Annotated in this window: 7 protein-coding genes and 3 rRNA genes; 4 read left to right on the top strand and 6 right to left on the bottom strand. The window is 45.1% G+C overall.

Annotated elements, in window-relative coordinates:
* Nucleotides 1-252 precede the first annotated feature (252 nt).
* From VZF35_RS08195 to rrf, 3 genes are all read left to right on the top strand, one after another.
* A 16S ribosomal RNA gene (locus VZF35_RS08195) occupies nucleotides 253-1,818 on the top strand.
* Nucleotides 1,819-2,244: 426 nt separating this feature from the next.
* A 23S ribosomal RNA gene (locus tag VZF35_RS08190) occupies nucleotides 2,245-5,156 on the top strand.
* 121 nt (nucleotides 5,157-5,277) lie between these two features.
* Nucleotides 5,278-5,394, top strand: a 5S ribosomal RNA gene (rrf, locus tag VZF35_RS08185).
* The 16S, 23S and 5S rRNA genes sit together here, the layout of an rRNA operon.
* A 577-nt stretch (nucleotides 5,395-5,971) precedes the next feature.
* On the opposite strand, the gene VZF35_RS08180 is transcribed toward rrf, so the two are convergent.
* Nucleotides 5,972-6,682 carry an ATP-binding protein gene (locus VZF35_RS08180; RefSeq protein WP_407312654.1) on the bottom strand — a complete coding sequence of 237 codons (711 nt, stop codon included), beginning with the start codon at nucleotides 6,680-6,682 and terminating at the stop codon, nucleotides 5,972-5,974.
* Nucleotides 6,683-7,056: 374 nt separating this feature from the next.
* Here VZF35_RS08180 and VZF35_RS08175 point away from each other — a divergent pair, with 374 nt between their 5' ends.
* On the top strand, nucleotides 7,057-7,716 hold the full coding sequence (locus VZF35_RS08175; RefSeq protein ID WP_407314536.1) for a U32 family peptidase: 660 nt from the start codon (nucleotides 7,057-7,059) through the stop codon (nucleotides 7,714-7,716).
* A 251-nt stretch (nucleotides 7,717-7,967) separates the two neighbouring features.
* Here the strand turns inward: VZF35_RS08175 and VZF35_RS08170 are convergent, their stop codons facing one another.
* From VZF35_RS08170 to VZF35_RS08150, 5 genes are all read right to left on the bottom strand, one after another.
* Nucleotides 7,968-8,471 carry a hypothetical protein gene (locus VZF35_RS08170; RefSeq protein WP_407312652.1) on the bottom strand — a complete coding sequence of 168 codons (504 nt, stop codon included), beginning with the start codon at nucleotides 8,469-8,471 and terminating at the stop codon, nucleotides 7,968-7,970.
* A 12-nt stretch (nucleotides 8,472-8,483) separates the two neighbouring features.
* A complete protein-coding gene (gene floA, locus VZF35_RS08165) occupies nucleotides 8,484-9,482 on the bottom strand; it encodes a flotillin-like protein FloA (RefSeq protein WP_407312650.1) in 999 nt (332 codons plus the stop codon).
* A gap of 30 nt (nucleotides 9,483-9,512) precedes the next feature.
* A complete protein-coding gene (locus VZF35_RS08160; protein ID WP_407312647.1) occupies nucleotides 9,513-9,992 on the bottom strand; it encodes an NfeD family protein in 480 nt (159 codons plus the stop codon).
* A gap of 15 nt (nucleotides 9,993-10,007) precedes the next feature.
* Nucleotides 10,008-10,583, bottom strand: a complete 576-nt coding sequence (locus VZF35_RS08155) for a DUF1836 domain-containing protein (RefSeq protein ID WP_407314534.1) — start codon at nucleotides 10,581-10,583, stop codon at nucleotides 10,008-10,010.
* A gap of 420 nt (nucleotides 10,584-11,003) precedes the next feature.
* Nucleotides 11,004-14,450 carry a cell wall-binding repeat-containing protein gene (locus tag VZF35_RS08150; RefSeq protein WP_407312645.1) on the bottom strand — a complete coding sequence of 1,149 codons (3,447 nt, stop codon included), beginning with the start codon at nucleotides 14,448-14,450 and terminating at the stop codon, nucleotides 11,004-11,006.
* Between the last annotated feature and the right edge of the window lie 349 nt (nucleotides 14,451-14,799).

Genomic DNA, 14,799 nt, shown 5'->3' with positions numbered 1-14,799 from the left:
CTTAATAATGGTACTATAACTGAGCGCCACAAAAGGCGATGATGCCTCTCAAAAACAAGTCAGTTGAACAGTAAAAAAAATGATTGACAATGTTAAATGAGAGTGTTAGACTGAAATTCCTGACTCAAAAGGTCAAAAACCAATGGTCTTTGAAAACTAAACAACAAGGACAGCCAATGAGAGGAACTCGCAAGAGTTTCACAAAGAATCAAGAGCAAGATATCAACTTCAAACAAAGAAGTAGAGATAACTTTTTTGGAGAGTTTGATCCTGGCTCAGGACGAACGCTGGCGGCGTGCCTAACACATGCAAGTCGAACGGAGAATTCAATAAGCTTGCTTAGAGAATTTTTAGTGGCGGACGGGTGAGTAACGCGTGGGTAACCTACCCAACAAACCGGGACAACCCTTGGAAACGAGGGCTAATACCGGATACGCTTAAGCTTTGGCATCAAAGCGTAAGGAAAGATGGCCTCTGAAGATGCTATCGATGATGGATGGACCCGCGTCTGATTAGCTAGTTGGTGGGGTAAAGGCCTACCAAGGCGACGATCAGTAGCCGGCCTGAGAGGGTGAACGGCCACACTGGGACTGAGACACGGCCCAGACTCCTACGGGAGGCAGCAGTGGGGAATCTTCCGCAATGGACGAAAGTCTGACGGAGCAACGCCGCGTGTATGATGAAGGTCTTCGGATTGTAAAGTACTGTCTTTAGGGAAGAACGGTCTTCTTGAAAATATTGAGGGGACATGACGGTACCTAAGGAGGAAGCCCCGGCTAACTACGTGCCAGCAGCCGCGGTAATACGTAGGGGGCGAGCGTTGTCCGGAATTATTGGGCGTAAAGGGCGCGTAGGCGGGTATTTAAGTCCGGTGTGAAAGATCAGGGCTCAACCCTGAGAGTGCATCGGAAACTGGGTATCTTGAGGACAGGAGAGGAAAGTGGAATTCCACGTGTAGCGGTGAAATGCGTAGATATGTGGAGGAACACCAGTGGCGAAGGCGACTTTCTGGACTGTAACTGACGCTGAGGCGCGAAAGCGTGGGGAGCAAACAGGATTAGATACCCTGGTAGTCCACGCCGTAAACGATGAGTGCTAGGTGTAGAGGGTATCGACCCCTTCTGTGCCGGAGTTAACACAATAAGCACTCCGCCTGGGGAGTACGGCCGCAAGGTTGAAACTCAAAGGAATTGACGGGGGCCCGCACAAGCGGTGGAGCATGTGGTTTAATTCGACGCAACGCGAAGAACCTTACCAGGGCTTGACATCCTCTGAATCTCTTGGAAACAAGGGAGTGCCCTTCGGGGAGCAGAGAGACAGGTGGTGCATGGTTGTCGTCAGCTCGTGTCGTGAGATGTTGGGTTAAGTCCCGCAACGAGCGCAACCCCTGTATTTAGTTGCTAACAAGTAAGGTTGAGCACTCTAGATAGACTGCCGGTGATAAACCGGAGGAAGGTGGGGATGACGTCAAATCATCATGCCCCTTATGTCCTGGGCTACACACGTGCTACAATGGCCGGTACAGACGGAAGCGAAGCTGTGAAGTGGAGCCAATCCGAGAAAGCTGGTCTCAGTTCGGATTGCAGGCTGCAACTCGCCTGCATGAAGTCGGAATCGCTAGTAATCGCAGGTCAGCATACTGCGGTGAATACGTTCCCGGGCCTTGTACACACCGCCCGTCACACCACGAAAGTCTGCAACACCCGAAGCCGGTGAGGTAACCCGCAAGGGAGCTAGCCGTCGAAGGTGGGGCCGATGATTGGGGTGAAGTCGTAACAAGGTAGCCGTATCGGAAGGTGCGGCTGGATCACCTCCTTTCTAAGGAGCACGGTTTAGAGCTTAGGCTTTAAACGAACATCCTAGTGGTCGATGCTCGTAGCAAGCAAGGTTGCAAGATCAAGGTTGATACGAGATCAAAACGAGTCGCAAGACTCAGGAGTCTAAGAGACTCCCGCCGAGGGATCGGCAACTCATTGGAGAGAGCTGTTGTTTAGTTTTGAGAGACCAGGCGATTTAAAGGGATTTAAGTATTCAATCGATTTAAATCAATAGGGACCTCACTCACAGGATTGAGGAAGGGCAGACATGCTTGAGCCAATCCTTATAGTTTTGATAATTTCTACTGTTCTTTGAAAACTGCATAGAGAAGAAAATCTAGTAAGTCAAAGGAAACATCACCTCAAGCCAGGTTTTTTTGAGAAAGAGAACAGGGATTGAGAAAACCCTAGAGATAGCGAAGACATAGGTCAAGCTATTAAGGGCGTACGGTGGATGCCTAGGCGCTAAGAGTCGAAGAAGGGCGCGGTTAACAGCGAAATGCCACGGGGAGTCGTAAGCAGGCTTTGATCCGTGGATCCCCGAATGGGGCAACCCAACTGGAGTTATGTCCGGTTATCTTTAACTGAATCCATAGGTTAAAGAAGACAACCCGGGGAACTGAAACATCTAAGTACCCGGAGGAAGAGAAAGAATCATCGATTCCCTGAGTAGCGGCGAGCGAAACGGGAAGAGCCCAAACCAAGCTCTTCGGAGCTTGGGGTTGTAGGACCCTCTATTAAGAATGGATCTCTAGCTGAACAGGACTGGAAAGTCCGGGCAGAGAAGGTAAAACCCCTGTAGACGAAAGGGAGACATTCTGTGAGGGGATCCTGAGTACCGCGGGACACGAGAAACCCCGTGGGAAGCAGGGAGGACCACCTCCCAAGGCTAAATACTACTTAGCGACCGATAGTGAACCAGTACCGTGAGGGAAAGGTGAAAAGCACCTCGGAAGAGGAGTGAAAAAGAACCTGAAACCGTACGCTTACAAGCAGTCACAGCACTTCGGTGTAGTGGCGTGCCTTTTGTAGAATGAACCGGCGAGTTATGGTATGCAGCGAGGTTAAAGCGAAGAGCTGGAGCCGAAGCGAAAGCGAGTCTGAAGAGGGCGAAAGTTGCATGCTGTAGACCCGAAACCGTGTGATCTACCCATGGCCAGGGTGAAGGTGGGGTAAAACCCACTGGAGGCCCGAACTCACTGTCGTTGAAAAGGCAGGGGATGAGCTGTGGGTAGGGGTGAAATGCCAATCGAACACGGAGATAGCTGGTTCTCCCCGAAATAGCTTTAGGGCTAGCCTCAATTGATGAACCATGGCGGTAGAGCACTGAATAGGCTAGGGGCCTTACCAGGTTACCGAACCTTATCAAACTCCGAATGCCATGATGTTTAGATTGGGAGTCAGACTGTGGGGGATAAGCTTCATAGTCGAAAGGGAAACAGCCCAGACCATCAGCTAAGGTCCCAAAGTATACACTAAGTGGGAAAGGATGTGGAATTGCACAGACAACCAGGATGTTGGCTTAGAAGCAGCCACCATTTAAAGAGTGCGTAATAGCTCACTGGTCGAGTGGTTCTGCGCCGAAAATGTAACGGGGCTCAAGTGTATCACCGAAGCTATGGCTTTACAGGAAACTGTAAGGGGTAGGGGAGCGTTCTGTCAGCAGAGAAGTCATTCTGTAAGGAATGGTGGAGTGGATAGAAGTGAGAATGCCGGTATGAGTATGCGAAAAGACAAGTGAGAATCTTGTCCGCCGAAAATCTAAGGGTTCCTGGGGAAGGCTCGTCCGCCCAGGGTAAGTCGGGACCTAAGCCGAGGCCGAAAGGCGTAGGTGATGGAGAACTGGTTGAAATTCCAGTACCACCGAGAAGCGATTGAGCAATGGGGAGACACAGAAGGATAGGTTAAGCGTGCCGTTGGTTGAGCACGCCCAAGCGAGTAGGAGGTAGGGTAGGCAAATCCGCCCTGCTAAACTCTGAGACGTGATGGGGAGCGAAAATTAGTAGCGAAGTAACCGACTCCATGCTGTCAAGAAAAGCCTCTAGTGAGCAACTTGGTGCCCGTACCGCAAACCGACACAGGTAGATGGGGTGAGAATCCTAAGGCGCGCGAGAAACCCCTCGTTAAGGAACTCGGCAAAATGGCCCCGTAACTTCGGGAGAAGGGGCGCTCTTGGGAACAAGAGCCGCAGAGAAAAGGTCCAGGCGACTGTTTAACAAAAACACAGGTCCCTGCCAATCCGCAAGGAGAAGTATAGGGGCTGACACCTGCCCGGTGCTGGAAGGTTAAGAGGAGAGGTTAGCCGCAAGGCGAAGCTTTGAATTGAAGCCCCAGTAAACGGCGGCCGTAACTATAACGGTCCTAAGGTAGCGAAATTCCTTGTCAGGTAAGTTCTGACCCGCACGAAAGGTGTAACGATCTGGACACTGTCTCAACGAGGGACTCGGCGAAATTGTAATACCCGTGAAGATGCGGGTTACCTGCGACAGGACAGAAAGACCCCATGGAGCTTTACTGCAGCTTGACATTGGATTTTGGTATAAAATGTACAGGATAGGTGGAAGACAGAGAAGCTAGGGCGCCAGCCTTGGTGGAGTCGACGGTGGGATACCACTCTTTTTGTACTGAAGTTCTAACTAGGTCCCCTGAATCGGGGATTAGGACAGTATCAGGTGGGCAGTTTGACTGGGGCGGTCGCCTCCTAAAGAGTAACGGAGGCGCCCAAAGGTTCCCTCAGCGCGGTTGGAAATCGCGCGCAGAGTGTAAAGGCAAAAGGGAGCTTGACTGCGAGACCAACAAGTCGAGCAGGGACGAAAGTCGGGCTTAGTGATCCGGTGGTACCGAGTGGAAGGGCCATCGCTCAACGGATAAAAGCTACCCTGGGGATAACAGGCTTATCTCCCCCAAGAGTCCATATCGACGGGGAGGTTTGGCACCTCGATGTCGGCTCATCGCATCCTGGGGCTGTAGTAGGTCCCAAGGGTTGGGCTGTTCGCCCATTAAAGCGGTACGTGAGCTGGGTTCAGAACGTCGTGAGACAGTTCGGTCCCTATCCGTCGCAGGCGCAGGAAATTTGAGAGGATCTGTCCCTAGTACGAGAGGACCGGGATGGACGAATCACTGGTGTACCAGTTGTCTCGCCAGAGGCATCGCTGGGTAGCTATATTCGGAGCGGATAAGCGCTGAAAGCATCTAAGCGCGAAACCGACCTCAAGATGAGATTTCCCACGAGTGAAAACTCGGTAAGACCCCTGAAAGACGATCAGGTTGATAGGCCAGATGTGGAAGCGCCGTGAGGTGTGGAGCTGACTGGTACTAATCGGTCGAGGGCTTGACCTAACGAATCAGCATCATGAACATGACTAGGGTAAGTGGCTCAAGGGACTAATGACGAAGCTAGAAAGAAACTCTGTGCAGTTTTGAGAGAACAGCGTTCGCAAGGACGAGACGATCTCAAAGATCTGGTGATCATGCCGGAGGGGTTCCACCCGTTCCCATCTCGAACACGGAAGTTAAGACCTCCAGGGCCAAGGATACTTGGGGCGCAAGCCCCTGGCAAAGTAGGTCATCGCCAGGTAAACAAGCGAAAGGCTGCCATAAGGCAGCCTTTCTGTGTTTCATGAAAGAAATTGAAAGCAAAGCACCGGGGTTCCACCCGTTCGATCCACGTTGCAGGAGTATGCGTTACGGGACGCAACGTGGCGAAAAGCTCGTCCGCTTTTCGTATCTCGAACGGAAGTTAAGACCTTCAGGGCCAAGGATACTTGGGGCGCAAGCCCCTGGCAAAGTAGGTCATCGCCAGGTAACAAGCGAGAGGCTATCTCTAAGGAGATAGTCTCTCTGTGTTTTCTTGATGAGCAGTTTGAACGATAGCGATACAGAGCTTTGGAAGAATGAAAGTAACGGGGTTCCACCCGTTCGGGATCCACACTGCAGGAGTCTGCGTTATAAGTCGCAATGTGCCGAAAGTCTCATCCGACTTTCGGCACACGGCAGGAGTTTTTGTTTGGGGTAGCCATGTGGGGAAAGAGCATGAAATCATGTCAAAGCCTTGGAGTTACGCTCGTCCAATTCAAAGCAGGAGTTCTTGCTGATTGATGTCGTAGGAGATAAGTCTTGCAGGTAGTTGAATTGCTAAAACGATAAAGTTTAGATTATAATAAAATTCCATTTATTGATATCGTGACAACATTATAAGGAATCAATTTACCGCAGTTCGATAAAGCATTCTTAACCGCATTGACAAGCCCTCCGCAACAGGGTACTTCCATTTTTAAGATAGTCACATTACTTATTGAGTGTTTTTTCAGGATAGCGGTTAGTTTCTCTGAGTAATCAGTGTCATCCAGTTTTGGACAGGCAATCAAGGTAATTTTACCCCGCATGAACTGCTGGTGAATATTTGGATATGCAAACGCAGTACAATCTGCAGCTAAAAGTAGATGGGCATTATCAAAGTAGGGTGCATCCACAGAAACTAATTTTAACTGGCAGGGCCATTGACCAAGCTGTGATTGTAAGTTTTCCTGTGATAAACTCATTGAAGTCTTTAGCTGATTATTATCCAAAAATTTTGTTTGGGTGCCGGGACAACCGGAGGATAACAGTGATTTGGGCTGTTCATGACTTAGCTTCAGGTGCTCTTTGACAGCTGCCTCATCATAATCGGCAGTTTCACGTTCCTCAAGGGTGATAGCTTCGTTCGGGCATTCGGGTAGACAGTCGCCTAGACCATCACAATAGCTCTCAGAAATAAGCTTTGCTTTCCCATTAACTAGTTTCAATGCCCCCTCGTGACAGGCATTAACGCATAGGCCACATCCGTTGCACGATTGTTCGTCTATTGTTATGATTTTACGCTTCATTATTTGACCATCATCCTTTGAATAATTTAAAATTGCTGTTTTTGGCATAGAGGAAAGGAGTAAACACAATACCCTTAAAGTCCAACATTGTGACCCTGACCACAATTATTATACTAGATGTTTTAGAGATATAATAGAGTTAAAGTAGTAAATTACTGATAGTCAATGCTAACATAAATGCTTCACCCAGTCTTTGTCAGTATCCCACCGTATTAGTACATAGAATTTTAAAAGGAGAGCCCCCTACAGAGCAGTTTGTAGAGAGTTCTCCTTAATTTTCAATAAGGTGGTACAAAGATTAATATGTCTTAGGCTATTTTAGATTACTCTTTGGATTCAGAGCTTTATTTAAAGTCCAATTTCATAATTAAAAAATCTATTTTTTAGCAAATAAGATAGAGGCAAAACTTCATGCAAGTAGTATGGGAGCAATTTTAAATACCCAAGCCGCTAAGTTTTTTCATGTTTTAGGTGCTTCGAGAATTATTTTTCCAAGATATGTCCGTGTGAAAGAAATGGCCCGAATCATTCAAGAGATTGGTCCGGACATAGAGTATGAAGCTTTCGTACTCAACGATGGGTGTATTTTTGAGGAGGCTTATTGTTTTGCGAATCATGCCTTTGGTGGAGCAATCTGTCATAATCCGCATTGGGTTTATAAACTGTTCGATAGTAATGGAAAGTCAGGAAGAGAAGATAGTCTTTCTTTTTCCGAGCATCTAGTAGATTATCGAGAATTTATCTATGTTGGAATCAAGAATATGGGTGAAAGTACGAGTCCAAAGGGAGATCCTATGGGTATGTGTGGTCTTTGTGCCTTGCCAGAACTTAAAGCAATGGGGGTCTGTTCTCTTAAGATTGTTGGGAGAGAGGCTCCCTTTAAAAAGAAAAAAGCAGGTGTCAAGTTATTAAGAAAATCTATGGACTATTTTGATGTCGAGGAAAATCCGGAAATTATAAAGCAGTACTTTCAAATGTTGCGCGCAATCCCCAAATTATGTGATGGGCGATATATGTGTTATTACCGTGATTAGTTTTATTGGGCAGCGTTTGTATAACTATTATACTGTTACTTAACAAAAATGGGGGATCTTATAGAATTTATAGATAAATGAATGGCAAGTGTTAATGATAGCCTATGTTTTAACTACAACGGCAACGCTTGCCTGCTATTTCCTCTTTTTCGACATTTTTATACCATAGAGCCGTATCGCTTTATAGTCGTAATAGGATAGCCCTCAACCAGACTCTTGGTCAGTTGAGGGCAGTAAACTATAGACGTTGATTAAAGGTTTCTCGCAAAAGGCCTATTGATTCGAGCTTTAGGTTTGCCGAGTATTTGAGTCCAGATAACAGCATCTGCTAGGTTTCTTTCCATGAAGTCAGGGAAATAATAACGTTCTTCTGACTGTGAGGTATCGGGATCAATCGCTGATGAACTCTTTTGTAAATTTTCTACTTCGGTCCCTGAAATCCCTTCTATTCCTTGTGTTCCTTCGATCCCAGCCGTACCTTCAATTCCTGGAGTCCCCTCGGTTTCAAGTGAATCATCCATCCAGGGAGCTTCTTCTGCTCGATAGTCCTTTCGATCCTCGAAAATTCTAGGGTTAGGAGTCGGACTTTCATAAGAAAGCCACTTTTGTAATGACGTTTCGAGATCCTGAATCCTGAAAGAGGAAGGGACGTAAGGAGTTCTAGGACGCTGATTGATTTTGGCAGCACCTTTATTCATTTTAGAGACAATGGCAAAAATCAAGACGATGATAGGAAGAAACGATAATATATCCATTGTAATTCCCCCCTACTTTCTGGGGGTGAGATCCCCGGAATCCGCCTTGCCAGTGCGGGCAATGTTTTCCCTCATAGTCGTATCGGCCATAATATTTTGCATATTGTAATAGTCCATCACACCCATTTTTCCTTCCCTTAAGGCGGAGGCTAAGGCTCGAGGCACATCGGCTTCTGCTTCAACGACTTTCGCGCGCATCTCCTGAACGGATGCTTTCATTTCTTGTTCTCTTGCAACAGCCATTGCTCGGCGTTCCTCTGCTTTAGCTTGCGCAATTCGTTTATCGGCTTCTGCCTGGTCAGTCTGTAATTGGGCACCGATATTTTTACCAACGTCTACATCTGCAATATCAATGGAGAGGATTTCAAAGGCGGTACCGGAATCTAATCCTTTAGACAAGACAGTACGGGATACCAAATCTGGATTTTCTAATACGGCCTTATGGGAGTCTGAAGAACCAATACTTGTTACAATTCCTTCCCCAACTCGGGCAATAACGGTTTCTTCCCCTGCGCCACCCACGAGTCGGTCAATATTTGCACGTACCGTCACACGAGCTTTAACTCGTAGCTCAATTCCATTTTGGGCGACAGCAGATACGATGGGTGTTTCAATGACTTTAGGGTTAACGGACATTTGCACAGCTTGCAACACATCCCGACCTGCGAGATCAATGGCAGCTGCTCTCTCAAAAAGAAGAGGAATAGCTGCACGTTCAGCAGCAATTAGAGCATTAACAACTCGATCGACATTTCCGCCGGCAAGGTAATGGGCTTCCAATTGAGCGGTTGTAATATCTAGACCGGCTTTATGAGCTTTAATGAGGGGGTTAACAATTTTGGAGGGTGTTACACGTCGAAGTCTCATTCCAATGAGGGAAAAGATTCCGACGTTGACTCCAGCAGCTAAGGCAGAAATCCAAAGACCGATAGGTATAAACGTTAATAGAACACCCACTACCATGATAGCCAGTATTAAAAGGATAAGAGACAATAATGAAGCTCCGGTCATTCTTAAAACCTCCCCTAATATTCTACATGCTTAATCTTTAATTTGGCGGACGATTACACGCGGACCTTCAACAGCGATGACCAAAATTTTCGAACCGTTAGCAATGAACCCGCCTTCGGTGACGACATCAAGTCGTTCGCCGCTAAAATCCGCCGTTCCCGCTGGACGCAATTGACTGAGGGCGATTCCTTGTTTACCTAAGAAGTTCTCATAACTTGGTTTAGGAGCTACATAGCCCTCTTTTTGGGTCTGACGGGTTTTCAAGGCGAATTTTCCCCAAAAACGGCGGGTTTGTGAGAAACGAAAGCTTAAAGCGATCAACACTGCTAGTGTAACTAATAACAAACCCACGTAAAGCAGACCTTGGAGTAACGAATCAACTGAAAGCATAATCCCTACAACCAAAGCAACGATGCCTAAGAAGCCGAGAATTCCACCAGGAACAAACAGTTCCAAAAATAAGAGGACAATTCCGAGTATAAATAAAGTAACAACAAACTCAGTCCCCACGTTTCCCCCTCCTTGTTAAGAACCTTTACCAAAATTCATGTCTTTAGGTTCTTGAGGCAAAATTTTCAACCAATGCTCAGCGATTTGTTTATAGAGATTACCTCTTGCCAATAAATTAAGAATTACTAAAGTAACAGCGACTTTTTCCTTATCTTCTTCACTCATTTCCTCCTCAGCTAAAGAGTCGTTTACTTCATTGGCTAGCTGCTCTAAGGACTTTTGCCAGTCGAGTTGGGTTCGATCAAAGATCTCACTGTAATATTTATAGAGTTTCGATGGATTGATTCGGTCATCGGAGTTATCGGCTAAGGTTTGGTTGACAAACCCAAGCAAACGGGAGGCTTCCTCCAAGGATAAAATATTACGCAGATCATTGATGAGCAAAATGTTAGCAACCTGTTCCCTGTTATACTTCTTTTTTTGAGGATTAGGAAGATACTTGCGCCGAACCCAGTTTTGAATATGTGTGTTATTGATATCATTTTGACTCACTCTTTGAGCAACTTCAACGACTTGGGAAAGCATCATGGAGTCGAGCTCCAGATATGGTAATGCTTTTGATTTCGGTTCGAGGGTGTTGATAATCTCCATGATATCTGTTAGGTAGGATGGCTTCACGGGATCACCTCCTTCGAGAATCTTACATTGAGTTTTTGCATAAGTGATTATATATATGGTTATTATATGATCAAAAGTATCACTTGTAAATATCATAATGATCTTATTTGAAATTTTTTAACAAGATTTGTTTATAATCAGTATTTGTGATAACAGTAGGTTAATCCAAATGTCAATCTTCCCCAAACAAAGGAAAGAATAAAGTAATTACTTTTTGAAGATTATGTTATTTCAATTGTCCGCAAAATAAAAGGAACTGCCTTCTCATGAATGTCTTTAAACATCATTAGAGGCAGCCCTGGTTAAGATTCATCATGTCCTGCTAGAGGACTAGGACTAGCCCTCTAGCAAAGACCTGAGCAAAATTTAGTCTTTTCTTTAACGCTGTGACTATTAGTCGACAATAATTTGAATAGTTTTCACCAATCCATTAGGAGTAACAGCACTAACTGTAATTTTCTCACCCGAAACAACAGTTGAGCCTGCTTTAATTGTTCCATCTGGATCAATACCAAACGAGCCATTTCCACCGACATCCGAAACCAATACGATTTGAGCTAAAGAAGCAGCTTTCGTACCATATTGATCTTTACTGTAGAAATATACTCCAGCTCGGCCGGCACTAGGAACAGCACCATTTTGATCGAATCTGGCCATGATCTTTCCTGCTGCAAGATCGCTTGCATTTACATGGGCAATGTCTCCTGCATCATTGAGGGTAACGCCAGCTTCGTAAGTTGCGACAGATGCTACAAGCGAACTAGCTACTGGTGCAGCTGTTGAAGATTTAATCGGTGTCGTTAAGGAATGCACTTTTCCATCAGCACCCATAATAGTTACACCTAAGGTAGTGCTGGATGATGTGACATTATTAGCCAATGTGTTAGCATACACGTTTACACCATCATAAGTTGTTGGATTTGCTGCTGAGATCAATGCATTGTTAGCATTCTCAATTCCAAAGTCAGAACTGTCAACGCTCGCCCCGATAATTGGAGTGCCGGCTAACATTACTTTTGATCCGCTTGCAGTAGTACCATAAACGTATGGGTTAGCAGCAAAACCATCGACTCTTCCACTGACAGTTCCAGTGGCATCAGCATAAATTGGATTTGCTACAGTATCCATTGTATATCCCTTAATGTCATCATTTTTAAGGACTTGCATGGTTACTGATTTAGAATCAATTACAGTATGTGGATCCGCTGCGGTTCCGGCATGGCCATCCAAGGTATTAACTAATTGGAAGGTCACGGTTCCAGTTCCGCCTGTAGTTTGGTAACCGTCTTTTGCGGAAACCTGAATACCATTAGCACCATAGGCTATAGGATCTCCATTTGGAATAACGGCTTTATTTTTATCAGAACCTGAAACCGTAACAGCGCCTGAAGCAGTAGCTAAAATTTCATAATTATATGCTGGTGTAGTTCCAACTGCTGCACCATTAGACTTACCTACCATGTCAAAGACTCTTCCATATTGGTCTTTAACAGTGAAACCACCATAGTTATAACCAAAGTCTATGCCTTGACTTGCGTTACTTTGCATATTACTTAACAATACGGAGGAATCTAAAGATAATGTGTCAGCCTTAGCATATTTTTGAACATTGATAGTTATTGAGCTGTACTTACCGGTTGATGTCGTAGCGGTAATCACTTGTTGTCCATCATTGGTAAATCCATCGCCATTCGGGCCAGCTAACAAACTAGCAGTTCCATCAGTATTTTCTACAAGTTTGGCATTACTAATCGTAAGATTAGTGGTTTCTAAATCACTGTATTTGGTGATAGGTTGTCCATTTTGATCTAAAGCTGTAAATGGAATTGCTTTTCCCTCGTTAACTGCAATACTCTCAGCAGGAGACATTAGCGTAAATGAGTCTACTTGAGACGATTTGTGCAAGGTTGTATTGAGAGTTGAAGTTTTTCCAGACCAGGTCATAGCAGTGATAATGGTCGGCATGTCCATAGTAATAGAATTACTATCACCAGTAGCAACTACTTTAATAACAGCTTTAGTCGAATCTGTTGGATCTTGTTCCAGAGAAGCTGTTACATAGGAATTAGAAGTCGTCAACAGATTGTTATTACCATTACTGTCAGAGTGTAAGATTAATCCACCTTTAATCAAATCATAACTTGTGGTGGGGTTACCGCTCATATCAGTAGCCGTAAAGCTTGCATAGAACTCACTGGTATCGCCTGCAGTAAGCACTTTGCCATCAGCATTCGTCAAAGTTCCAAGTTGGAAATCCTGCAATGTGCCAATTTGAGTGGAGGTTGTTAAGGTTGCACTGACAGAAACTCCTGATGTTGAATCATATCCAGTGATGACAACTGTGGAAAACTGCATGAGATTCGAAGTGGTTGAACTTGGAGTTAATTTAAGCAAGCCATTTTTTGCATCGACAGCACCAACGCCGCTTTGGAAGGTGAGATCATTAGCAAGAGACGAAGTTGTGATATCATTTCCGTATTGGTCTAATACATTATAGGTTGCATATCCTGTTTGGCTGTTATCAGAATTGGTAACAACACCTAATTTATCGGATGTGATATTAATAGAAGCAATTTTTTGTTGTGCTACAGTTACGGATGATGTTCCCAGATCTGCTGTGTCATTCTTGACTGAAACACTGTAAGTTCCTTCAGGGAAATTAGCAGAGTTGCTCAGAGTTGCTTCTGTGTTATCAGCATTCCAAGTTGCAGTGACAGTTACAGGAGTAGTCGAGTTCTCAACATCAAACGTTACTTTGGAAGTATCTGCAGGAGCTTGATTGAAGACAACCTTAAAGCTATTTGCACTTACGGCAGTTACGGATGTGACGGCTAAGTCACCCTGGGTTGGTACAGTGCCGTTTACTATACCTGTGCGTACAGCATCGGATACAACTGCCGTTCCACCAAGAGCAGTAACAATACTATTAGCACCGAGCTTGCTGTGTACGAACGTAGCAGCAGCAGGAACAGTTCCGTCGGTAAGGACGATAGCAGACTTATTTTGGGCTGCGAGGGGTGCACCGGCAAGAGCATCGATAGCAGTTTTGCCGTTAGCTACATAAACATTGTCAAAGCTGAGGGATGAGCTAAAGTCTTGGATGACTTGGTTATTGGTGTCATAGGCTGTATTTCCAAAGTGGCGGGTTGCATTGGGGAATTGAGCTTTTACAGCATCGCTGATTACTGCTGTTCCACCAATTACATCAGAGGAAGTAATATTTTTGCCGGACAAGAAAGCTTGTACACTAGAAGGTACTGAATCTTTCTCGGTTAAAAGAATGGGTTCATTGGAAGCAGAAGCTATCGAGGCAATCGAGAGAGCATCTTGGTTCGACCAGCCGTAAGCGACAGCTACTTTAGAGACTGGGGCACCAAGCTCAACCATTTTCTTAGCAATATTCGCGGATGTTTCGAAACGGTCGTTTCCGCCGAGGGAAACAACGCTGATACCCATACCGGATAATTGATCAAGCACGGATTGACTGATAACTGCGGTTCCGCTTGTTACATAAACCTTAGTTACATTCAGTTTTTGGAGTTCAGCTTTTGTATCAGCGTTCAAAGTGTTGCTGGAATCTTGAAGAAGGATTGGAGCCTTAAGGAAAGTAGCAAGTGGTCCAGCAGTCAGTGCATCTACCATGCCATAGGAAGCGGATGATGCCAGAACAGCAGCACCTGTCCAGCCTGTTTGATCAGCGATGGCTACTGCGGTTTGAACAGCGGTTGTGCCAGCTAAACGAGTTGGAACTGTACTTGCTGCGAATGCATTATAAGGTATCGCGCTCAAGGTCATACCAGCGATTGCTAATGATGCCAAAGCTTTTTTAGTCTTTTTCATGCTTAAAATATCTCCTCTCAATTTTGAAACGGTTTTTTTGTGATTTTTTCTAAATGAATCATTTAGCGAACATGGGGACCATAGAGACGTTTATCCGTCTCTCACCTCCTTAGAAAGAAATATTATTAATCTTTAGACATTGCGCAGTATCTAAAAGTATTCCACTGGATAATTTGAAGGCGTCCCTCCAAATGATCTAGTTATCACTCCAGTGGGTACCCTTTAGAACTTTAATAATTGAGGATCTCAAAGAAGGGCTACAATAACATAAACATAATCATTTACTTTCGAATGTTTGTGTTAGTGTTCTTGAAACTTTTAACCTTTGGACAAACAGATTCTAACACAT

The sequence above is a fragment of the Desulfosporosinus paludis genome, assembly GCF_045689965.1.
Taxonomy (GTDB): Bacteria; Bacillota; Desulfitobacteriia; order Desulfitobacteriales; family Desulfitobacteriaceae; genus Desulfosporosinus; species Desulfosporosinus paludis.
This window is presented reverse-complemented; position numbering and strand designations above follow the sequence as displayed.